Annotated in this window: 25 protein-coding genes; 4 read left to right on the top strand and 21 right to left on the bottom strand. The window is 29.7% G+C overall.

The window, feature by feature from the left end; all coding sequences use genetic code 11:
* Window positions 1-16: 16 nt before the first annotated feature.
* The 11 genes from IC213_RS14585 to IC213_RS14535 all read right to left on the bottom strand — a co-directional run bounded on the left by IC213_RS14585 (window position 17) and on the right by IC213_RS14535 (window position 9,609).
* Window positions 17-1,288 (bottom strand): PTS ascorbate transporter subunit IIC, encoded by a 1,272-nt coding sequence (locus IC213_RS14585; protein WP_227436476.1) that lies wholly within the window; start codon window positions 1,286-1,288, stop codon window positions 17-19.
* A gap of 27 nt (window positions 1,289-1,315) precedes the next feature.
* Window positions 1,316-1,603, bottom strand: coding sequence for a PTS sugar transporter subunit IIB (locus IC213_RS14580; protein WP_227436477.1), 288 nt, complete (start codon window positions 1,601-1,603; stop codon window positions 1,316-1,318).
* Between the two features lie 15 nt (window positions 1,604-1,618).
* The gene (locus IC213_RS14575) at window positions 1,619-3,700 is read right to left on the bottom strand and encodes a BglG family transcription antiterminator (RefSeq protein ID WP_227825069.1); all 2,082 of its coding nucleotides are present in this window, start codon (window positions 3,698-3,700) and stop codon (window positions 1,619-1,621) included.
* Between the two features lie 494 nt (window positions 3,701-4,194).
* Complete coding sequence (locus IC213_RS14570) at window positions 4,195-4,716, bottom strand: cysteine hydrolase family protein (RefSeq protein ID WP_227831477.1); 522 nt, start codon at window positions 4,714-4,716, stop codon at window positions 4,195-4,197.
* Between the two features lie 228 nt (window positions 4,717-4,944).
* Window positions 4,945-5,151 (bottom strand): MerR family transcriptional regulator, encoded by a 207-nt coding sequence (locus IC213_RS14565; RefSeq protein ID WP_413927113.1) that lies wholly within the window; start codon window positions 5,149-5,151, stop codon window positions 4,945-4,947.
* 50 nt (window positions 5,152-5,201) lie between these two features.
* Window positions 5,202-5,330 (bottom strand): winged helix-turn-helix transcriptional regulator, encoded by a 129-nt coding sequence (locus IC213_RS14560; protein WP_227436484.1) that lies wholly within the window; start codon window positions 5,328-5,330, stop codon window positions 5,202-5,204.
* A 196-nt stretch (window positions 5,331-5,526) separates the two neighbouring features.
* Window positions 5,527-6,381: an acetyl-CoA hydrolase gene (locus IC213_RS14555; protein WP_227483308.1), complete on the bottom strand. Its 855-nt coding sequence runs from the start codon at window positions 6,379-6,381 to the stop codon at window positions 5,527-5,529.
* Window positions 6,382-6,412: 31 nt separating this feature from the next.
* A complete protein-coding gene (locus IC213_RS14550) occupies window positions 6,413-6,925 on the bottom strand; it encodes a DUF1097 domain-containing protein (RefSeq protein ID WP_227436486.1) in 513 nt (170 codons plus the stop codon).
* Window positions 6,918-7,187, bottom strand: coding sequence for a hypothetical protein (locus IC213_RS14545; RefSeq protein ID WP_227436488.1), 270 nt, complete (start codon window positions 7,185-7,187; stop codon window positions 6,918-6,920). Before IC213_RS14545 ends, IC213_RS14550 begins: the two co-directional genes overlap by 8 nt.
* 50 nt (window positions 7,188-7,237) lie before the next feature.
* Window positions 7,238-8,194, bottom strand: a complete 957-nt coding sequence (locus tag IC213_RS14540) for a flavodoxin family protein (RefSeq protein ID WP_227436490.1) — start codon at window positions 8,192-8,194, stop codon at window positions 7,238-7,240.
* A gap of 26 nt (window positions 8,195-8,220) precedes the next feature.
* Entirely contained in the window at window positions 8,221-9,609 is a 1,389-nt protein-coding gene (locus IC213_RS14535; RefSeq protein ID WP_227436492.1) for a hypothetical protein, read from the bottom strand.
* A gap of 342 nt (window positions 9,610-9,951) precedes the next feature.
* Here IC213_RS14535 and IC213_RS14530 point away from each other — a divergent pair, with 342 nt between their 5' ends.
* The 3 genes from IC213_RS14530 (at window position 9,952) to IC213_RS21165 (ending at window position 11,294) form a co-directional block, all read left to right on the top strand.
* The gene (locus IC213_RS14530; protein WP_227436494.1) at window positions 9,952-10,833 is read left to right on the top strand and encodes a LysR family transcriptional regulator; all 882 of its coding nucleotides are present in this window, start codon (window positions 9,952-9,954) and stop codon (window positions 10,831-10,833) included.
* A 108-nt stretch (window positions 10,834-10,941) separates the two neighbouring features.
* The gene (locus IC213_RS14525; RefSeq protein ID WP_255606218.1) at window positions 10,942-11,175 is read left to right on the top strand and encodes a transposase; all 234 of its coding nucleotides are present in this window, start codon (window positions 10,942-10,944) and stop codon (window positions 11,173-11,175) included.
* Entirely contained in the window at window positions 11,172-11,294 is a 123-nt protein-coding gene (locus IC213_RS21165) for a hypothetical protein (protein ID WP_285891635.1), read from the top strand. The genes IC213_RS14525 and IC213_RS21165 overlap by 4 nt, the downstream gene beginning before the upstream one ends.
* A gap of 308 nt (window positions 11,295-11,602) precedes the next feature.
* Here the strand turns inward: IC213_RS21165 and IC213_RS14520 are convergent, their stop codons facing one another.
* The 9 genes from IC213_RS14520 to IC213_RS14480 all read right to left on the bottom strand — a co-directional run bounded on the left by IC213_RS14520 (window position 11,603) and on the right by IC213_RS14480 (window position 19,780).
* Complete coding sequence (locus IC213_RS14520; RefSeq protein ID WP_227436496.1) at window positions 11,603-12,910, bottom strand: M20 family metallopeptidase; 1,308 nt, start codon at window positions 12,908-12,910, stop codon at window positions 11,603-11,605.
* 64 nt (window positions 12,911-12,974) lie between these two features.
* On the bottom strand, window positions 12,975-13,454 hold the full coding sequence (locus IC213_RS14515) for an L-2-amino-thiazoline-4-carboxylic acid hydrolase (protein ID WP_227436497.1): 480 nt from the start codon (window positions 13,452-13,454) through the stop codon (window positions 12,975-12,977).
* A 46-nt stretch (window positions 13,455-13,500) separates the two neighbouring features.
* On the bottom strand, window positions 13,501-14,364 hold the full coding sequence (locus IC213_RS14510; protein ID WP_227436499.1) for a PTS system mannose/fructose/sorbose family transporter subunit IID: 864 nt from the start codon (window positions 14,362-14,364) through the stop codon (window positions 13,501-13,503).
* Window positions 14,364-15,119, bottom strand: a complete 756-nt coding sequence (locus IC213_RS14505) for a PTS mannose/fructose/sorbose/N-acetylgalactosamine transporter subunit IIC (protein WP_003425166.1) — start codon at window positions 15,117-15,119, stop codon at window positions 14,364-14,366. Before IC213_RS14505 ends, IC213_RS14510 begins: the two co-directional genes overlap by 1 nt.
* A gap of 27 nt (window positions 15,120-15,146) precedes the next feature.
* Window positions 15,147-15,635 (bottom strand): PTS system mannose/fructose/N-acetylgalactosamine-transporter subunit IIB, encoded by a 489-nt coding sequence (locus IC213_RS14500; protein ID WP_227825074.1) that lies wholly within the window; start codon window positions 15,633-15,635, stop codon window positions 15,147-15,149.
* A 17-nt stretch (window positions 15,636-15,652) separates the two neighbouring features.
* Window positions 15,653-16,054 (bottom strand): PTS sugar transporter subunit IIA, encoded by a 402-nt coding sequence (locus IC213_RS14495; RefSeq protein WP_227436503.1) that lies wholly within the window; start codon window positions 16,052-16,054, stop codon window positions 15,653-15,655.
* Window positions 16,055-16,056: 2 nt separating this feature from the next.
* Entirely contained in the window at window positions 16,057-16,554 is a 498-nt protein-coding gene (locus IC213_RS14490; protein ID WP_227436505.1) for a PTS sugar transporter subunit IIB, read from the bottom strand.
* Window positions 16,555-16,577: 23 nt separating this feature from the next.
* Entirely contained in the window at window positions 16,578-16,982 is a 405-nt protein-coding gene (locus tag IC213_RS14485; RefSeq protein WP_227436507.1) for a PTS sugar transporter subunit IIA, read from the bottom strand.
* 230 nt (window positions 16,983-17,212) lie between these two features.
* Window positions 17,213-19,780 carry a sigma-54-dependent transcriptional regulator gene (locus IC213_RS14480; protein ID WP_227436509.1) on the bottom strand — a complete coding sequence of 856 codons (2,568 nt, stop codon included), beginning with the start codon at window positions 19,778-19,780 and terminating at the stop codon, window positions 17,213-17,215.
* A gap of 165 nt (window positions 19,781-19,945) precedes the next feature.
* Between IC213_RS14480 and IC213_RS14475 the strand changes: the two genes are divergently transcribed.
* Complete coding sequence (locus IC213_RS14475; protein WP_227863204.1) at window positions 19,946-20,689, top strand: PHP domain-containing protein; 744 nt, start codon at window positions 19,946-19,948, stop codon at window positions 20,687-20,689.
* An 86-nt stretch (window positions 20,690-20,775) separates the two neighbouring features.
* Here IC213_RS14475 and IC213_RS14470 read toward each other — a convergent pair whose 3' ends face one another.
* Window positions 20,776-20,958, bottom strand: a complete 183-nt coding sequence (locus IC213_RS14470; RefSeq protein ID WP_227436513.1) for a hypothetical protein — start codon at window positions 20,956-20,958, stop codon at window positions 20,776-20,778.
* Between the last annotated feature and the right edge of the window lie 57 nt (window positions 20,959-21,015).

Genomic DNA, 21,015 nt, shown 5'->3' with positions numbered 1-21,015 from the left:
ATAATATTAATATGTTTTAGATAGGTTTTATAAATTGTAAAATATTATGTAATATTGAACCAACCACGTTATAATCAATATTAGGGAAAGTTGCTCCTTCTATACCAAGTGTTCCATAAACTGGATATAGTATAACTGGTAAGAATGCAAGAAATAATCCTACAACGAATGAGCCAACAATAGCTCCTCTCCATCCTCCTGATGCATTACCAAATACCGCAGCTGTACCACCTGAGAAGAAACATATATGAGCAGCTGGAATAATTACTACAGGGAATATATTAGGAAATGATGCCATAATAACAATTGCTAATAGACCAGCAGCATATGCTGAGATAAATCCAATAATAACTGCATTTGGTGCGTATGGAAATACTGTTGGTACATCTAATGCAGGACGTGAACCTGGAATATATTTTTCTGAAATAATTACGAATGCTGCAGTTATTTCAGCCAAGAACATACGAACACCAGACATTAATATTGACATACCAGCTACGAATGTAAATGCTTCTATAAGAGGGAATACTAACCAATGTGTTGAGCCAGCAAGTTCCTGAGTAAATGAGTGTCCAGCTTTTAAAGTTGCTACATAGAATAAGATTAACATAACTATAGACAGACCCATTAAGAAATCTCTAAATATTGATAACCACTTAGGAAATTTAATCGTTTCTGTTGTTTCTTCTTTATGCTTTGAAAATAAACGACCAATATAACCTGATAAGCCATAACCAATCATGTTGAAGTGACCAATAGCTTGTTCATCCCCACCTGTCAGTTCACGCATAAATGGTTGACAGAATTGAGGTAATGCAGCAGACATAAATCCTAAGATAGTACCACCCACTAAAATAGTAATTGTGTTATCGAATCCATGTGCTTTCATAATCAAAACTAATACACAAGAAAAGAATAAACTATGACCTGTTGTAAAGAAAATATTTTTGAATCTTGTAATACGTGCAAAAACTAAGTTTAATATGAATCCAAGAATCAATGTACATGAAACCGCAAAACCATATGTACCTTGTGCAAGTGCAGTAGCTGCTTCTGGTGAAGCTATAACACCTGTAATTCCAAAACCTTGTTGAAATAATTTATTGAAGTTCTGTAATGCTCCAGTCATAGCTGAAGCACCAATACCAAATATCAAGAAACCTATAAGTGTTTTTGAAGCTCCAGTAAATACTTCAACAGCTGGTTTCTTTTGAAGAATCAATCCTATAAATGCAACTACACCAAGTAAAACAGCTGGCGTACTCAATAAACTAATAATAAACTCCATAAATAGCCCTCCCTATTCTATTAAATTTTATTTTTCTTTTGATGCAAGAAATTTTTCTAATGCTGTTTTAATTTCATTACGGTCAACAATGTTGTGAATTCCAATTATATCAAATTTCAAATTTTTATTTTTTAACTCTTCAGCAACATCAATTAATGTTTCTACAGCATCTCCATTGAATCCATTTAAGGAGTCTAATGAACCATGCTCTACTTCAATTGGAAAATTATTTTCCTTAATAATTTGTTGAGTCTTTATTTTTAACATCAAACTTGAGCCAACTCCTGCTCTACATGCGATTAAAATTTTATACATAATTAAATCCCCCTTTTATAATTCATGTGTTTTTATAAAATCAATAATTTCATTAGCTTCCTTAGCATTATCCAAAACTCTAAAGAATTCTTCTTCTTCCAATAGTTCAACTAACTCTGACATAGCACGTAAATGACTATTATTATCTATTGCACTTAAGCAAAATACATATTTTACAGGGTCATTATTATCATTTCCAAATTCAACAGGATTTTCTAAAGTAGCAATCCCTATTGCAATTTCTTTTGCCCCTGCTTCTGGTCTAGCATGTGGAAGTGCCACATGTTTTGTAATTACTATGTATGGTCCAGACGCTTTTGCTGAATTAACCATAGCATCTACATAGGCTTCAGTTACTTTATTATTTTCAACTAAGACAGAAGCTGACTGTCTAATAGCTTCCTCCCAATCTTTAGCTTTTATCCTTAGTTTTATTAGCGTTTCATTAGTAATGTCACTTAGCATAGGTCCTTCTCCTTCCTTAGACGTAAAATTTTCTATCTGTGTAAAATAGGCTAATAACTCACTTGAAAGCATACTTTCAGAAGTTACTTTCGCATATTTTTTTATTATATCCATAACCTCATCGATTTTAGGTTGCCTTAAAAAAATATCACCCAATTGAATGTACACTTCACGTGTAACCTTATATTTTTCTTTTGGGGTCATAACAGGACTAACTTTAATCACTGGCACATCTGTTTTTAAACCCTCCGCCTTATAATTAGTTGTAAACACAATGTCTACAGATTCACTAATATTTTCCAGTTCAGAGGATTCTAGTATTGGTAGAAAATGCAAATCAGGGAACAAGCTTGTAAGTTCTGCATGTAAAATAGCTGAACTGCCAACACCATTTGAACAAACTATCAATGCTCTCCTTTTTCTAGGTCCATCAAACTCTTTTTTATCTGAGAAAAGGGTTGCAAAATGCATAGTTAAATATGCCAATTCCTCTTCTTGAATGTCTTCTCCAAATAGCCCACAAAACTCTTTCATTGCATTACTCACAATTCTATAAACTAATCTATACTCTTCTTTTACCTTTTCACAAATTGGATTATAAATAGGTAATTTAAATAAAAGTCTGTAATAGGCTGGTCTAAAATGAGAATATAGTCTCTTAAATATTTTTTCTTGACTTATATAATAAACTCCACTTAAATATCCAAACTTTGTCATCATTTTATTTACAATTTTTGAAATAACAGCTCTATCTTCTGTATCTTCTTCATCATTTCCTACTGATATACCTAAAATCCAAGCACTAATATACATTATATTATGAGATTTTATCTTCTCTTTACTCTCATATACTTCTAATAGCTCCCTAGCAAATTTGTATTCCTTCATCGAACTCATGACTGCAATATTAGGAATATCTATATTTTCTTGAATAACTACTCTATTTGAATACATTCTTGCTTTTAGAAAGATAAAGATATATATAAACTCTATTAATCTATCTTCAACAAAAGTAATTTCATATTTTTTTACAAGCTTTAATATAATTTTTTTAGCTTCTTCAAAACTATCTAACTTATACTCTTCAATAAAAATATCAAATACTCTTGAACTTTTCTCATTAGATAGAGTTTCTATAATGTTTTTAATAAGTACTCTTCTAATTTCCATCTCATTCCCGACTAGGTAATATCCGTTTATACGATTGTTCTTAACTTTAATGTTCTTTTTTTCAAGTTCTGGTATCAAATCTTTAAAATCAAGATTTACAGTAGACCTACTTACTTTTATAGAATCTATAAAATGATTAATTGAAATATCCTCAAGATTAATAAAAAGCATTAAATACATATATAAAAGTCTTTCTGTTTTGCTAAAATAGTAAGTATTCTTAGAATAGTTTTTTTCGAGGATTTCTCTAATTGCATCTTTTGTATCTTTTTTAACAATAATATCTTTATCAGCTCTTAAATATATAAGTGGTACTTTTTTTACTTTAAGTATGTCATTGATTTTATTTATTCTATAAGTAATTTGCCTCTTTGATGCATTAGATTCTTCTTGTAGTTCGTCAGCTGTAATCAATGTGCTATTTAATAAAACCTGAAGAATTGATACAATTTCTTTATCCACTTCTATTAATCCCTACTTTCTTGTTAAGATTAGTCTTTATATTATCACTAGATTTTCATCACCTCCACAATATTTATTTTATTTGATAATTTTAGCCTTTTCAATTTCATTTAAGTCTAACTTTTGTTTTAGATTAAGACAAAAACTAAACTTATCTAAAATACAAACTATAATACATGTATAGATTCTATAGATAAAAAAAGAGTTTCTTAAATAAAGAAACACAAGAAAAATTGATTTAAATAATAAAAATTATATTGATTATGAATAAATTACTACAACTTAAAAGCACATTAATTCAAAATAAAATTGATGTGCCTTATATATAACTCTAATATATTAAGTCTGATTTTTAATTTGGAATTTAACATCCCTTGTTGGAATTTAAATTTGAAATCAACTTATGTAAATATAAATGTCACAGTCTATGTTCCTTATGATTTTAATATTTTAGACTAAATAAGTTAAGTTTTTTCTTATGTAATAATCTATATTTATTTCATCCTTCTAAGTGTTTCGTCCACTGAAATACATTCTGCATATCTTTCATTCCAGATAAATTCATTGTAGTATTTATATGATTGTTCTGCTGACATAAATGAATTATCAACAGTTGTATTTGCATAAGCTGGGACTATTATGTTAAATCCATGTTCAAATCCACATTTTATAGTAGCATCAATACAGTAATCTGTTTGAAGTCCAGCAATAATTATATTTTTTTCACTAGTACTTTTTAAGTATTCTAATAAGCCTGTTCCCTTAAAAGCACTATTTACTCCTTTATCAAAGATTTTTTCTTCATCACATGGTTTAAATTTTTCATATATTTCAAATCCGTTTTTACCTTTAGTCAACTCATTTTCAACTCCATCGTCATGACGTACATAGATTACTTCTATATTATTTTTTCTTGCTGTATCAATTAAGCTTTCTATATTTACTACAAATTCATGAAATTTATATAATTTTTCATTTGTTATTAGTTTTTGTGTATCAACAATTAATAAAACCATACCTATTCCTCCTTGAATATTCCTCTAATAATTTCTTTATATTTTACTATAAAAATAAATATTAGCCTATAAATTTTTATTGTGAAAAACCTATTAAAACTAGGCTCCAGCTTAAGAGAATATCTACAAGTAATTTTTACTTAAATTCAATTAATAAATAAGAGATAATCATATCACTCACTTAGCATATGATTATCCCTTACATTCTTAAAGAGTTTGTTCTTTCTCTTATAGCAAAAGTTCTAAGTTGTTTATACTCTTACTTTTTCTTATTTCTTGAATCTTTTTAATTTCTATCTCCATTTCTCTATAAAAATTTATTGTTGTAATATCATATATATCAAACTGATTATATTTTCTATATCTGTTTTCATCATTTTTCTTGGGATTTACTAAGCCTTTGTTCTCATAAAATTTTAGTGTGTCTCTAGATATTCCTAAAAATTTAGATACTGTCCAATTGTATACATTGTATCCTCCTACTGTTATATGAGTTCTTCATGTTCATTAAATTTCTTCCTATTAACAATTCCAACACCTTCTAAAACTTGAAGTATCACAATCATCATACCATTTGTAATCTTTGGAATTACTCTTTTTACTTCATAACTCAAGTATAAACTTATTAATATGATACGTTGTAAATATTATATTGTCTACATGTATCTAACAATGATTCTTTACCTTTAAAATACTCTCTCACATATTTAACTTTTACTTCAAAAGTTTTTCTAGACACAAAAATATTCCCTTCATGATAACAGTTTTATTATTTTAACTATTTGTCATCATAAAAGGAACTTCTTGATTTTATCTCATTGGAATATATCCACGATACTGTGAATATGCGTCCATAGTTGCTATATCACCTAAGAATACTGAGGCAATATTAAATTGTGGTTTTAAATATGGGAACTCTTCTTCTTGTGCCCATTCTGGCTTTTTGATAAATGATTTTGTCCCCTCAACCACAGCTTTATACCATTCTTCTTCTCCTTCAAACCATAGTTCTACTACACGATCAAAGGCAGTTGCTCCATAGTTAATCATGATTTTACTACTTACAAAACGATTAACATAACAGCAGTTTGTAAAGTATGGAACTACCTCATCATAGAACCATCCTTCTCCTTCTTCTTTAGAAATTCCATCTGGGTACTTAATCATAAATTGCCAACGATAGTTTGGTCCATCTTGTACAGTACGTCCTTTTCCTCTAAAATCTTCTTCCCAGTTTATTGGAACAAAAGCAAATATAAATGGTGGACATCCATTATCCCCACCTACTGCACGTCCTGCATCTCCACTTTCTGCATTCTCATGAACTTTTTTATTCTCCACATCTGGTATACACCCTTGCCAACGGAGAACATCCATAGGCATGTATTCTGTCATAATTCTATTTGCCATTTCAGGCATATGTTCATCTACAATCCAATAATGCTCTGTTAATTGCATCTTACGTACACCAAAACGTTCGCCTTCATCTGGTGTAGGATATGCTTGATAAAAAGCATATTTAGTACAATATGGTCCAAAATTACTAATACTATCTGGAATATGGTAGCGATATAACCAGTCCATTAATTTAGGTCTATACTCTTCCTTAGCAAGTCCTACATATATTAAACTTCTCATTATTTTAAATTCAAATCCCATAAACATTCTCCTATAATCAAATTATATTCATATGCTTTCAATTTCCCGTTTTTTTATCTTTCTCCAAAATACATACAGTAAATAAATCTACGCCTGCTCCTACATACCATACTCCTACTGCCATAGCCACAGCAACTTGAATACAAAGACTTTGTAAGTTAATAATACTTTCACCTGTCATAATAGTTAGACCTATGGCCCAACCACAAAGCCATGATGGTAAGAAAATTACTTTTTCAAATAAGGATGCAATTATAACTGCAAAAAAACCTAATATACCAAGTGTTAAAAATAATTCTAGATTTGGGTTGAGATTTATGTATTCCATAATTATAATAGCCAACACTGCCCATAAATCTCCACACCAAAAACCAAACATTATTTTTAATCCATCTTTTCGTTTATTACCATTTGTTACATATAATCCTGCACAAATTAATGCTACTGCTCCAGTTTTTATTCCTATATAAGGTGCTAGCACTGCCCATAAAGGAGGTAGTAAAGCAATCCCTATGGATAGTGTTAATATTTCTTTTTTCTTTCTATCCATTTCCTATATTATAATTAGTAGTTTCTATAGCTTGATTCATTCCCACTAACCTTATTGTTATTGGATTTGCAATCATAGATACTACAAAACAAATTAAGTGTAGTGGTATAAACATAGCAATGAACACTGGAGCTAATCTAACATTGTAATATGCAGGTACTAAAGCAATAATTGCTTCTATAGTCGATATGATAAGTGCTATTTGGATATTATTTACTATATTAATAATTCCAATTTGTTTAAAGTGTGGCTTTTCATTCATATAATAAATCTCCTATAACACTAATTAAAATATGAGTCTTCATATTTTAATTATTCTCCTAATGAAAGTTCAGCATGCTTTTCTTTGGTTAATGGTTCTATAAAATTGTAAGCGGCTTTTCTTTCTTTAAATTCTGGTGTTTTACGAACTTCTGCATAATGACCTTCCATTTTCTTAATATCATCACCATGTATAAACTTACCTGCTAAAGTATCATGAGCATGACCTAATTGCTCTTCTGGGAAACTAAATACAGTTTTTCCACTTGCAGTATCTAATTCTCCAACTATACCACATAGAGCACATATTGATTTTTTAGTACCTGGCTCAAGGTAGAATAATCTATTATTACAATGTGGACAGACTCCTTCTTCTCCTTTGTATAAAGCTTTTTCAAAATCTTCTGCTGCTTCAACTATGTTTAAACCTATTTGATGAACTTGAGCAAGTTTTGAGCCATCCATTACTAATTCCTTTGCCCATGGGAACCAAGCATTATCTATAACTTTCCACATTGGTATTAATGCTAACATAGCATGCTCACATTGAACTCTTGTACCCCAGTCTGACCCTCCTATTCCCATGAATGATATTACTTTATCATTAAGCATTCTTGGGTCTGGAGTTTTTCCTCCTGTAGCTTCTGCAACTTTTATTCCTATAATATTATTTCCTCTATCTGCTCTTGGTCCAAAACGGTCCATTATAGTATGGAATAGACCTGATGCTCCTTCCTCAAATATAGGGTCTGAAACTACTATCCCATCTGCATCTTTCATTTTGTCAAGTAACCATTCAAAATCATCCTTTAATACACACATACTACCTTTTCCAGATAATAAAGTCTTAACACATGCACAACATCCAGTACAATGTTTAATGTTAAGAGATGACATTTGAATAAATTCTACTTCAGCTCCTGCTTCTTGAGCACCTTTAAGTGCCACTTTACACATGGTGTCATTATTTCCATTTTTTGTTCCAAAAGAAATACCTAGTATTTTCATTTTTAACTCTCCCTCTTTAGTGTTTATTAATCTTCTTTCATTTTTAATATATAGAATCCATCATCTAGGGCATCTACAATGATGTAACCTCTATCGTCAACAATAAGATCTTCTGTTACTGCCAAGCGTGGTCCAGGGAATCCTGGGAAATAAGATTCTTCTGGCGTTTTATTTGGATTTGGTGGTATAAAATATGCTAACTCTTTGATGTAATATGGATCTGATACATCATAAACCCTTAATCCTGCATGGAAATAACAGCAATATACTCTATCTCCTCTTTGCTCTAGCCATGGTTTATTATCCATTGGCTCATGAAGGTTATGTGGACCAAATGGCCCTGGTTTTCCTAGCCCTGCAACATTAAAGTTAGGATATGGGAAATCCTTTGGTACTTCAGGATATGGGAATTGAGCAATTAATGTTGGTCTTGTTGGATTACTAACATCAACCATATGTATATTATTCATAGCTTGAACATCTGTAATACTCTCTGGCTTAAAAAACTGGAAACGTTCTCCCTCATTTTGCACAACAACTAAATCTCTTCCTGGTAATGGTAGTGCTGTATGAGTTCTTGCTCCTGCGAGTTTACTAGAAAATGCAGGCATAAATGGTAATTCACCTAAGCATCTTGGTCTTGTTAAATCTTCAACATCTAATACAACTAAACCAGCTCCTCCATAACCACAATATGCTTTTCCATCTCTTACAAATGGTGGTCCATGAAGCCATCCTTTATCCATAAATTCTGGACAATGAGGTGCTCCTGCATCAAAAGTTCTATCTGGATATCCATCTGCATATTGGTCTGGTCTCCACCACTTACCTATTTCCACTGGATTAGTTGGATCTATTATATCTATAACTCTATAAATCAGACCTTCAAATCCAACACAATCACTTGATAAATGTACATATCTTCCACCATTGTACATAAATCTATGAACACCCATTACATGCTTTAATCCACAATCCCAGTAACCTAAAAACTTAGGATTTAAAGGGTCTTCTTTTAAACTATATATTCTGATTCCTGCTTCACACTTAATACTTGCTAATTTAGCTTGATCTACAAGTGCTCCTGGTCCACTTCCACAACTCATAGCTACTATCATTAAATCATCTGCTATTTGAATTTTTGGAGTAGTTGTTGTAGGATACTCTTTTGGATTTAACATTTGAAAATGTTTTATAAATTGTGGATTATAAGGATCTGTCACATCACTAATCATTACTCCATTTTTTTTACTTCCCCCAAAACAACATCCATATAAATAGTATTTTTCATCTCTTTTGTACAGAGCCATCTGAAACATTCCACAAGTTCCATCTAAGTCATTAAAGGAACAAACTTCAAGATTTTTAACATATCCGTTATTTCCTTTTCCTTTTGCATAAAATTTATCTTCCATTTTTTCTCCCTTCTCATTTAAAATATTATTAATTGCTATACTTTCATTTTATGAGACAAACTTACTTAAATCCAATATCGTTTTCATGGGAATATATAAGTTATTCTTATTATTGAGCTACTCCATGTTAACTACCTTTCCAGCCTACTTATGTTGAGGATGGAGTAGTTAGTCTATCTTTGATAATTTTATAAAACCTAATATAGAAATATGTCTAAAACATATATTTTTATACAAATATTTTCCAATATTATTTAAAAGTAAATTTTCTTATACTATAATAAGTTTTAATTATATATGAATAAGGTCTACAAACAATAAAGTTTAAATAGGGGTGATTATTTGAATACTAAGCAATTGGAATATTTTATATCTGTAGCAGAAAATCTAAGTTTTACCAAAACAGCAGAAAAGTTTTATATTTCCCAAACTGCTGTTACACAACAAATAAAAGCTTTAGAAGAAAAAATAAATGTGACTCTATTTACAAGAAGTAAACGACATGTTGAGCTAACACCAGCTGGAAAAGTTTTTTTATCTGAGGCTCGTACTATAATAAAAAATATCAATGACGCTATTGAAAAGACACAACAATTTGCACATGGTTCTTTTGGAACTTTGAGTATTGGAATCTTAATAGGATATGAAAAAAACAAATTCCAACAATATTTAAAAGAATTTTCTAATACATACCCTAATATATCTATGGAAATTTGTACTAACGAGATAACTGAACTTTTAAACTTAGTAAAAAATAATTTTATGGATCTTGCCTTTGTTATTAATCCAGAGAATCAACCATTAAAAGATTTTGAATATAAAACTGTAGAAAGATATTCTTTGGTAGCTCTTTTACCCCATGGTCATCCACTTTGCAATGAGGATTCTATTGATTTAATTGAGCTACAACATGAGAAGTTTATTTTTGTAAAGGAAACAGGAGATGAGTATGGGCAAAAATCCATGATACAGAATAGATATCGTGAAGCGGGATTCGTACCTAATGTTGTACAACGTTCAAATGATTTTAATACTATTGAGTCACTAGTAGCCTCTAACATGGGTATATCCATTTTACCTTCATTTTGTGTTGTAGATACTATGATAAAACAGGATATTGCAATTGTACCTATAAATGAAGTACAAAATAGAATCGAAGTTGTAGTTGTATGGAATAAAAACAATACAAATCCAGCATTAGAAAAATTTATTTCTATAATATAAAATTAATTAATATTAACTTGGTCTTTAAAATAAAGTGTGTATTCTTCTAAAAAGTAATGATAATTAAAATATTAAATATCACTATATAAATGAAGGTGCACACTTTTTATGTTTAACAAAAACAAAATATTAAAAAAACTTATTGAAGAATATGATGTTAAAACAACTACAGATGTTCAAGACATGTTAAAGGATTTATTTGCAAGTACAATTCATCAAATGTTAGAAGCGGAGCTTGATGAGCATCTAGGTTATGATAGGTATGATAATAAGAATAAAAATACTAAAACTCTAGAAATGGATATAGAAATAAAAATGTTAAATCAGATTTTGGAGAAATAACTTTAAATATTCCAAGAGACCGAAATGGAGATTTTGAACCAAAGGTAATTAGAAATTGGACTCAAATTTTAGCTCATTTAAGTATTTACTTTGAAGAAAGAATTTTAACTTTAAGTTAATAAAGAAATATTTCAAAAAATTCAAGAAATTTTCTTAAAGGGATAATAATTTTTGCAAAAATGGAAAAAATATCAAAATAAGCCTATGATTTTTAAAGCCATAGCCTTATCAATAAATATTTAATTATCACTTAAAAGATAAACTTTTATTTAAAGAATACACATAAATATTTCCAAACTCAAAAACCTTATTGTTTTAATAACACCACCAAGTCCAGCTGCTATTTTTATTCCTATTTTCCCAGTTCCAGGTATACCTACCTTTAATGTATTCTTAATTATATTTGCACATAAGTTCTATTTTCCTTTTACAATTCTAATAGTTTTATTAAAGCCAAGGTATATATCTCCATATTCTTTCGTATATGCTCTATTGGTACTCTTTCATCTGCTCCATGACCACCAGTTTTATACTCTAAGAACTTAGGTCCAAACGCCACCATATCTTTAAACCAACTTGCATATGTGCCACCACCCATAGCAATTGTATATCCATTTTCATCTGTTACTTTTTCATAGGCTTCTAATAACTTTTTAAGTACTAAACTACTCTCATCCACATAATGTAAGTCTTTATGATCAATAATCTTTATTTTCCAACCATTACAAAAAAACTTTTTGAATCTATCTATTATATTGTTTAAAACTATATTTTTACCATACCTTATATCTAACTCACATATGATTTTTTCTTCATTCACTTTTAATATTCCTAAATTTAAAGTAGTGCTTTTGAACACCTCATCATATTGATTAATTCCCAATGCATCTCCATAATAGTCACTACAAAGGTATTTTGAAACTAATTCTATATCTTCTCTATACTGAAAATCCATATTATCTTTAACTATCTTTATTATCATTTTAGATATAGCATTTTCTCCCTTTTCAGGATTACTTGCATGCACAGCTACTCCTTTAGTAGTTAATTCTGAAATAATTCCATTAATAATCTTTGCAGTACAATAAGACGGAACAACATTTTCTTTAGTTCCTCCACTTACTATTATGTAAGGTTTACTTTTATCAATTTTAATCTCTTTTTCTATCCTTATATGAACTCTTCCTTTTTCTCCATTAACCACTGGATACATAGCATCTGGAGTAAAGCCCATACTTGGAATTTCTTCACCTTTATCTAAATAATATTTGATACACTTCATACCTGTTTCCTCATTTGTACCAAAAATTAATCTTATTCTTTTATTAATTGTAGGGTACATATCCTTTATGTTTTTCAATACATGTATAAGCATAGATACAGCCCCCTTATTATCTATGGCACCTCTTCCATAAATAACATTGTCAATTACTGCTCCCGAAAATGGATCTACACTCCAACCATCTCCTGGGGGAACTACATCTAAATGCATTGGAATTCCTATTAATTCTTCTCCCTCTCCAATTTCTGCATATCCAATATAATTATCAATATTTTTAACGCTAAAACCCAAACTAGTGCAGTAATCTAAAGTTTTATCTAAAGATTTTTTAGGTCCGATACCAAAAGGACATTGTGAAATAGGTTCACCTTGTTGTGTATCAATTTTTATTAATTCTTTTAGGAATTCTACTGTTCTATTTAAACTATTATCTACACTTCTGCTTATATCCATAAATCAACCTACTTTCTGTTTTTTTAAAGCCTGTTCTTAAAGAACAGGCTTTTAGCATTAAAAACTATTTTCTTGTGAATACTAATTCGCAAACTTCATCATCATGAGCACATTTTTGAGCAAACTCTAATCTAACACCTTGTGCACAATCAACTCTTCCATAATCACCGTAGCAAGCTAATCTACAAATTTCTTTTCTTTCTTCTTTAGTTAATCCATACTCTTTCCAAGCAGCATCTAATGGACAGTGATGGAATTTTAAAACTCCATTCTCATCTGTATTTTCTACTAATTCCATTTCAAACACTTTTTGTCCTTTACTGTTATATAACATTTCTGCCATTTTTCCTGGAGTATCTGCTACGCTATATTTTTGACCTCTCATTTTGCCAAATCCATATATTGCTTCTTTACATATATCATCTGGATTAACTCCTAATTTTTCAGCTTCTTTCATAAGAAGATAGAACCATACTGCTCTTTCTCCTGTTGCTCCTCTAATTCCTTCTAAATATTCCTTCTCTGTATACATTTTTTCTGACATGTCTTTCTCCTCCTAAAATTAAATTCTATATTTTAATCATTGTAAATTAGAATATTCCAATTAATGATCCTACTAATGCTACTACAACTAAAATTACTAATAACTTAGTTATTGTCCACTTCTTGTATTTCATTCCCCAATATACGAAGAATACAACACCAAGTGGTAATAAACCTGGAGCAATCATATTTAATGTGTCTTGAACAACAATTGCTTTACCACCAATATCAAATGATAATGGAGTTGAAAGCTTAACTGTAGTTGCAGATAATGCTCCCATCATAAACATTCCTAGAATTGAAGCACCATCAATTATCTTATTGACAATACCACCTGATAGAATTTTCTTAATTGAATCTCTACCTAAAGAATATCCTAAATGGAATAAGTAATAACCTTCGCAAAATAGTAATATACTAAACATTATTGGGAAAAATGCACCTATAACACTTCCTTCTGCTCCAAATGAAGCACCTAAAGCCAAGAATATTGTTTGAAATGTACCAAAATCTAAAGTATCTCCAATTCCAGCCAAAGGTCCCATAAGCCCATTCTTAACACCTGAAATAACTTCTCCTGGGATTTTTCCTTCAGTAGCTTTCTCTTCTTCCATAGCTAAAACTGTACCGTGAATTAACCCTCCCCATATAGCTTGAGTATTAAAAAATTGTAAATGCCTCTTTAACGCATCTATTAAATCTTCTTTTCTCTTATATAACTTTTCTAAAGCCGGAGTGAAACTTGCACAAACTGCTAATGCTTGCATTCTTTCAAAAGAGTTAGATAATTCTGCTGTCCACCACCATCTTAGATATGTTTTTGTTACATCTTTCTTCGTAAGTACTCTTGTCTTATTAACTTCAGTCGTACCTTGTTCATTTTTAACTTCTTTGTTTTTTATTTCTTGCATTATACTTCACCCACCCTTTTATCTTCTTTCATAAATGTAATTAAAAGAGCTATACAAACACCAAATATTGCAGCTGCAGTGATTGATATTTCAAAATATTGAACCATAAAAAATCCTATAATAAACATTGGTAAGAATTTATTTTTACCTATAGTAAATATTGTTGTTGCAAAACCTAATGCAGGTAATATACCACCCATTACTGTTAATCCATTCATTAACCATTGTGGTATAACATCTAATAATGATTGAACTAAATCTGCTCCAAAAAAGTTACATACAAAAACTATTGGAAATCTTAAAACAAACCCAAATATTAAAGAGTAAAGTGTTGCACATCTCCAGATACCTTTTGTATTACCTTCTTCGGCATACTTATCTGCCTTATGAACTAATACAGCATTACCAGTTCTTCTTAAGTTATTAACTAATACTCCTATAACACCTAAAGGTACCGCAATAGATACTGCAACTTCTGCATTAACACCAGTTTGAAGTGCTACTGGTATTGCAATAAGAGCAGCTAAACATTTATCTGATGGAATATTTCCTCCTGCTGCTACCATTCCTAGATAAACCATTTCTATACTTGCACCAACAATCATACCAGTTGTTACATCACCCCAAAGTAATCCAAGGCTAAAACCTATAAATAAAGGAGACTTTAGTGTTGAGAAAAGGGTATACCCTGCAAGACCTGCTGCAAACCAATACCATAATCCTGTTACAATTGCCAACATCAAAACAGATTCCATTTATAATTCCTCCTAATTTATAAATTTTTATTTAAATTTCTTTAACGCATTTTCATACGTCATAGATGATTCCTCTGGTATAACCTGTAGAACTATTTCAACCCCATTTTCATTAAGTTCATTTAGTTGTTCTACATCTTCATTTCCTAATGAAACAGCTGTAAATACCATCTTCTTTCCTGCTTCATTTGGAATACCTCCTAATTGAATCTTTTCATATTTAAGACCTGCCTTATACGCCTTATTTGCCATATCAACGTTCTTAAATAGAATAAATATATTTTTATCTCCTAAAGTATTGTTTTGGAATGCTTGCCCTGCATCTTCTACTGTTAAAATAGCCACTTCTACTCCTGATGGTGCTGCCATCCTATATACGTCAGCCATAAATTCATCTTGACCTAAGAAGTCATCAACTATTACTATTTTTTGAGCTTGAGCGATTTTCACCCATTTTGTTATAACTTGTCCATGAATTAATCTATGATCTACTCTTACTAATGTTATTTTTGCCATTATATCCACCTCATAATTTATATTTTTTTAAATTCTTTAATTAAATCCACACAAAGGCTATTATTTTTTCTGACGATTCTTTCTGGTAATGTATGTACTTTATCTTCTTTGCTTAATTCTTCATCTACGATTAAAATTGTCTGTAAGCTAAGTCCATTTATTGCATCTATCCCTCTTCTTATAGCAACAGCTATTGCAACATTTGATGTAGATCCCCCATACAGATCTGATATTATAATTTTCACATCCTCTTTATCTACTATTTCTTCAACCTCTTTCATGAATACAGAAACATCTTTTTCAGGGCTTAGTGATAAAACTTCGTATTGATTTGACAATCCAAAGTTTTTATTTGCTTCTTCTACTAATACTTTTCCCCAAGTTCCATGGCAGAGTATGATTGCCTTATATTTATTCATTGCTAAACAAACTCTCCTTTATAGCGATTAATAATGTGATTTAACTCTACTTCGTCCTCGTCAGGTACCATTTGAATTGATACATTAATATTTTTTTTAATAAATTCATCTATTAAAAGAAATTCTTTTTTATTAATGTATACACTTTGAGATATTTTCTTTTTTCCTATCCCTGTAGGTATTCTTCCAATAATAAGTTTTTTAATATCAATTCCTTCTTCTTTCATTCTATTTGCAGTATCTAAGTTTTTAATTAATACAAAAACGTTATCATCAGCTTGGTTATTATAAAAATACCTCCTTGATTCACTTACAGTTAATATTGATAAATCAATATTCTTTGGTGCTGCCATTTTTATCAAACCTTTAGCAATAACATCATTGGTTGTTTCATCATCTACTACTACTATTTTTTTAACACCTAGATGCTTAACCCATTTATATATCACTTGACCATGTATTAATCTATCATCACATCTGCAATATTTTACTAAAGACATTTTTAATCGAACTCCTTTTTCTATTACATTGAGCCAAGAACTTTATTAATATGGTTTATACCAGTTTTCCCCGCTTCAATACATGTCTCTGCTAACTCTTCTAAACTTTTTCCATCTCTATTAATTAAAGCTTCAAGTAGCATTGGAAGATTTACTCCAGTAAGTGCATGAAACTTTCCACCTTTTTTAAGGTTTAAACTTGCAACATTACTTGGTGAACCTCCTAATAGGTCAGCTAATACTAAAACTCCGTCACCTTCATCTAATTCATTTAACTTTTCTACAAAATTTCTATTTAAGTCTTCAATATTATCATTCCTATTTAGTTTAATTGCTGCTGTTCTTTCTGCTGGTCCTGCAATAAGTTCACAGCTTTTTATAACTTCTTCACTAAAATTCCCATGAGTCATAACTATTATCCCAATCACCAATCTCACCTCACTTTTCTTGTCACTTTTTATATAAGCAATTGTTGTGCCAACTTATGTGTATCAATAACAAATGGCTATTTTACAGGATTTAATCAAATCTTTTTACTTAATTTATAAAAAAAACTCACTTTTTCAATATGTATCAAAATCTTTTTCAAACCTGTATCAAATCTGTATCAAAAATAGGTAAAAAAAAGATAGCCTTTTGGCTATATTTAAATTTTGTATCAACTTTTGAATTTATCTGTATCATACTGTGATTCAAATATATCTAATATATTTGCATATTCCATATCTGAAATAATTATATCGAATGTCTCTTCTACAAGCTTAAAGCTTTCTTTTATAACTAAATATAATTCTTTACTTCTACTAATTCTTTCTTCATATAATTTATAAACTAAAGACTCTTTTATTATTACTCTTTCAATCATACATGAACAATGAAATATAAACTTTACTAAAAGCTCATCTTGAATTACTAAAGAATAATGTTCGCTAATTCTATTAATTACTTCTTTTAATATAAAATAAGCCTTTTCCCCATTTAAAAAAGTCAAAGTTTTACTAATATTATCAATTAGTAATCTATCAAAATATCTACCACCATTATCTTTTTCAGCATACATAATTTCCATATCTCCATAATGTTTCTTTATAGATTCTATAATATTAAAATATAATTTCTCTAATGTCATTTCCGGAGTTAAGGCCTTTCTAGTTGCTTCTATTACAATAGGTGTACTTACCATATCTATTGCTTTTACTTCTTTTCCAGTAGCATCATGAATAACTTTAGCAAATGTTAAAATAGATCCCATATCAGTTAGAATTAAAATTCCCTTTCCTTTGTCAATTTCATTGGCTATTTCTACAGCTTGGACTAAAATATCCTGAACTCTATCTTCTAATCCCATATTGATTGCCACCGCATGGTTACAATCCAGTAAAGTATTAGCTACATTCACCATGCTAGATGCCGTAGATTCACCATGCATTATAACTAATATTGCTATACTCTCCTCATTTAATCCCACATAAGATAAATAAAGAAACGTTGCTAAAAAAATTGCTTCATCTTCTGGAAACTCAACTCCATACATTAACGACATGTTAGATAATATTTCTTTTGCTATGTTATATTCATATGCTCTTTCCTTCATAATCTCATCTTTATTAGGATGCTTTACTATGTTCCCAATCTTTATTCTTTCAATTAAATTCTGAATATGTAAGGCTATAGCTTTTATTAATTTATCTAATCCTTCTCTTTTGCTCCATTTATCATGCTTTTGTAAAATATACTTCACAGTAGTTGCAATTGAATCATTAACAATATTGTTATAAGCTGTTTGATTACTACTATTATATATAAAAGTATTCATTAAATTATAGGAATACTTCTGTATATCTTCATCTATAACGCTTCTAATTTGTGACTCTTTAATCCCTTCCTGTTGAAGTTTATTCCAAGTTTCTTTTATCATTCCATAGAAATCTAAATCATATTTTTTATTTTCTATTAATAAATTTTCACTTTCAAAATTCTTTTCTTCTGGTAAAAAAATAATATCATCTTTCCCAATAAAACTGAAGTTTTGTACAAACTCCTCTTTTCTATTATTTCCATATAATGATTCTCTAATATTGTTTGGTAGAAGAGAGAGTCTTACATATACACATTCTCTTTTATAGGTCATATAATCTAAAAAAGCTCTTGCACAAATTAATTGTATGTCGCTTTTTAATTGTCCTATATTTCCCTTACACTTATATAAAATAAATGCCTTAATAACTTCTTTTGAAACCTTTAACTTAACACCAATCCTAATACTTTCTTCTTTAAAAAAATAACATATAAGCTTCATTCTCTCTTGAAAGCCTCTTTCCTCTAAAGACGGAATCTTTATAGTTACAGGTATTCTTCTTAAAAACGTTTCCAACATTGCTATCTCTGGATCTTCTGTAGTAGCTGCAATTATCATAACCCTACACTCATGTACCTTATTAGCCTCTCCTAATCTTCTATATATACCTTTATCCATAAGCAGAAATAACATTTCTTGTCCCTCTGCAGATAGTCGATGAACTTCATCTAAAAACAATATTCCATTATTAGCTTCATGTACAATACCATATTTATCTTTATCAGCTCCAGTAAATGCTCCTTTTACATATCCAAAAAGCTGTGCTAATAATAATTGCTGATTATCAGAATAATCAGCACAGTTAAATATGATAAATGGTGCATTATCACTATCTTCTTTTATAGTTAAACTATACTTATACATATATTCTGCAAATATAGATTTACCAACTCCTGTAGGTCCTATTATTAATGTACTCAACCCCTTAGGTGGATATATTACTGCTGCTTTAGCTTGCTCTATCTGGGACTTTAAACTTCCGTCACATCCTACTAAATTAAAAATATTGTTCTCTTTTTTTATACCCTCTACAATATACTCATCTTTGATAGAATCATTTTCACTATATTCGTTTATAGAGTTAATATTATCAAATATCCCTGTATTTAGTTTCTTTCCTAAAATACTCTCAATACGTTCTTTATATAAGTACTGAACAGGTTTTCCCTTTATCTTTATAATGATATTTTCCTTTATTAATTGATTTAATTCCTTACTAGCATTACTTCTATTTATACCTACTTCAGTAGCAATATGTTCTGCATCAAATCCAAATCTAATGCCATTATTAAGGTTCAAGTGTTCTTCTGTTAATCTTTTCAAGCAAATTAAAACTTTTTCTTTCCTTGATAGCTTCTTTTGTATCATAGTTAACCTCCCCTATAAGCAGTAATACTGTTAAATATTTATTATTAAGCTTAATTCTACAATATTTCAATATTTTTGTCTAATTGTGTAACTATTGATTTTCTTTCCTATTCATTTTATAATATAAATTACGTTACCCTCATCTTTTATAGAGGAGGAATTTATATGAATTTTTTATCAGATTTACACACCCACTCTATAGTCAGTGGTCATGGCTATAGCACTTTGTTAGAAAATATTAATTATTGTAAAGAAAATGGAATTAAGATACTAGGTACATCTGAACATGGTCCTAAGATGCCTGGCTCTCCCCACAAATGGTACTTTCACAACATTCAAAATATCCCAAGAATCATAAATAACATTATAATCTTAAGAGGATGTGAAGCAAATACACTAGACACTGAAGGAAACATAGATTTAGAACCCTTTGTCATTTCTCGATTAGATTATCTTATTTTGTCATTTCATGAAGCCGTTTTTTCACCAAATACATTAGAGAATAATACTAAAGCCTTAATAAATGCAATAAATAAGCATGATAATATTGAAATATTAGGCCACCTTGGAAACCCAAACTACCCAATCAACTATGAATTAATCATTAAATTAGCCATGGAAAAGAGTATCTTAATAGAAATAAATAATTGTTCTATCAAAGGAGTGTCAAGAAATGGTAGCTCAGATAATTGTAAGTATATTGCTACACTTTGCAAAAAATATGGTGCTAAAATCATACTAACTTCAGATGCTCACATTTGTTTTGATATAGGTAACTATGAGTATTCTGAGAATATCTTAAAAGAAATTAATTTTCCAAATGAATTAATAATGAATTATCCTAAAAAACTTATTAATCATTTTCACCAAAAAGGTAAATTACTAGATGTTGATTATACAAATATTTAAGTAATAATACATGCTTGCTTTAACTCTTATAAAAATTAGAGTATTATCCTATTTAAAATGCCAATCTCATATTAACTACAAATAGACTATAATTTACGTATTTGTATACTTTTTATATACTTACTTTTCAAATTTACACAATTTATTTCAAGTAAATACAAACAGGATGGGTTACCTTGTTCTTTAGGCAACCCATCCTTCATTAAGTATATTATCACATCATCATTTATTTGTATCTCTATGCTATCTATTTCTCTTTTCTTATTCATTATTACCTTTGAAACACTGCTCCATTATAAATCCAACAGAGCATATATTTTGCTACA

Origin of the sequence: Clostridioides sp. ES-S-0049-02 (assembly GCF_020658465.1) — a bacterium.
Taxonomy (GTDB): domain Bacteria; phylum Bacillota; class Clostridia; order Peptostreptococcales; family Peptostreptococcaceae; genus Clostridioides.
This window is presented reverse-complemented; position numbering and strand designations above follow the sequence as displayed.

Bases quoted from the DNA above. Each gene is read 5' to 3' on its own strand.
- IC213_RS14585 (WP_227436476.1), bottom strand. From the start codon at position 1,288: ATGGAGTTTATTATTAGTTTATTGAGTACGCCAGCTGTTTTACTTGGT.
- IC213_RS14580 (WP_227436477.1), bottom strand. From the start codon at position 1,603: ATGTATAAAATTTTAATCGCATGTAGAGCAGGAGTTGGCTCAAGTTTG.
- IC213_RS14570 (WP_227831477.1), bottom strand. From the start codon at position 4,716: ATGGTTTTATTAATTGTTGATACACAAAAACTAATAACAAATGAAAAA.
- IC213_RS14555 (WP_227483308.1), bottom strand. From the start codon at position 6,381: ATGTTTATGGGATTTGAATTTAAAATAATGAGAAGTTTAATATATGTA.
- IC213_RS14550 (WP_227436486.1), bottom strand. From the start codon at position 6,925: ATGGATAGAAAGAAAAAAGAAATATTAACACTATCCATAGGGATTGCT.
- IC213_RS14545 (WP_227436488.1), bottom strand. From the start codon at position 7,187: ATGAATGAAAAGCCACACTTTAAACAAATTGGAATTATTAATATAGTA.
- IC213_RS14540 (WP_227436490.1), bottom strand. From the start codon at position 8,194: ATGAAAATACTAGGTATTTCTTTTGGAACAAAAAATGGAAATAATGAC.
- IC213_RS14535 (WP_227436492.1), bottom strand. From the start codon at position 9,609: ATGGAAGATAAATTTTATGCAAAAGGAAAAGGAAATAACGGATATGTT.
- IC213_RS14525 (WP_255606218.1), top strand. From the start codon at position 10,942: ATGTTTAACAAAAACAAAATATTAAAAAAACTTATTGAAGAATATGAT.
- IC213_RS14520 (WP_227436496.1), bottom strand. From the start codon at position 12,910: ATGGATATAAGCAGAAGTGTAGATAATAGTTTAAATAGAACAGTAGAA.
- IC213_RS14515 (WP_227436497.1), bottom strand. From the start codon at position 13,454: ATGTCAGAAAAAATGTATACAGAGAAGGAATATTTAGAAGGAATTAGA.
- IC213_RS14510 (WP_227436499.1), bottom strand. From the start codon at position 14,364: ATGCAAGAAATAAAAAACAAAGAAGTTAAAAATGAACAAGGTACGACT.
- IC213_RS14505 (WP_003425166.1), bottom strand. From the start codon at position 15,119: ATGGAATCTGTTTTGATGTTGGCAATTGTAACAGGATTATGGTATTGG.
- IC213_RS14500 (WP_227825074.1), bottom strand. From the start codon at position 15,635: ATGGCAAAAATAACATTAGTAAGAGTAGATCATAGATTAATTCATGGA.
- IC213_RS14495 (WP_227436503.1), bottom strand. From the start codon at position 16,054: ATGAATAAATATAAGGCAATCATACTCTGCCATGGAACTTGGGGAAAA.
- IC213_RS14490 (WP_227436505.1), bottom strand. From the start codon at position 16,554: ATGTCTTTAGTAAAATATTGCAGATGTGATGATAGATTAATACATGGT.
- IC213_RS14480 (WP_227436509.1), bottom strand. From the start codon at position 19,780: ATGATACAAAAGAAGCTATCAAGGAAAGAAAAAGTTTTAATTTGCTTG.
- IC213_RS14475 (WP_227863204.1), top strand. From the start codon at position 19,946: ATGAATTTTTTATCAGATTTACACACCCACTCTATAGTCAGTGGTCAT.
- IC213_RS14470 (WP_227436513.1), bottom strand. From the start codon at position 20,958: ATGAATAAGAAAAGAGAAATAGATAGCATAGAGATACAAATAAATGAT.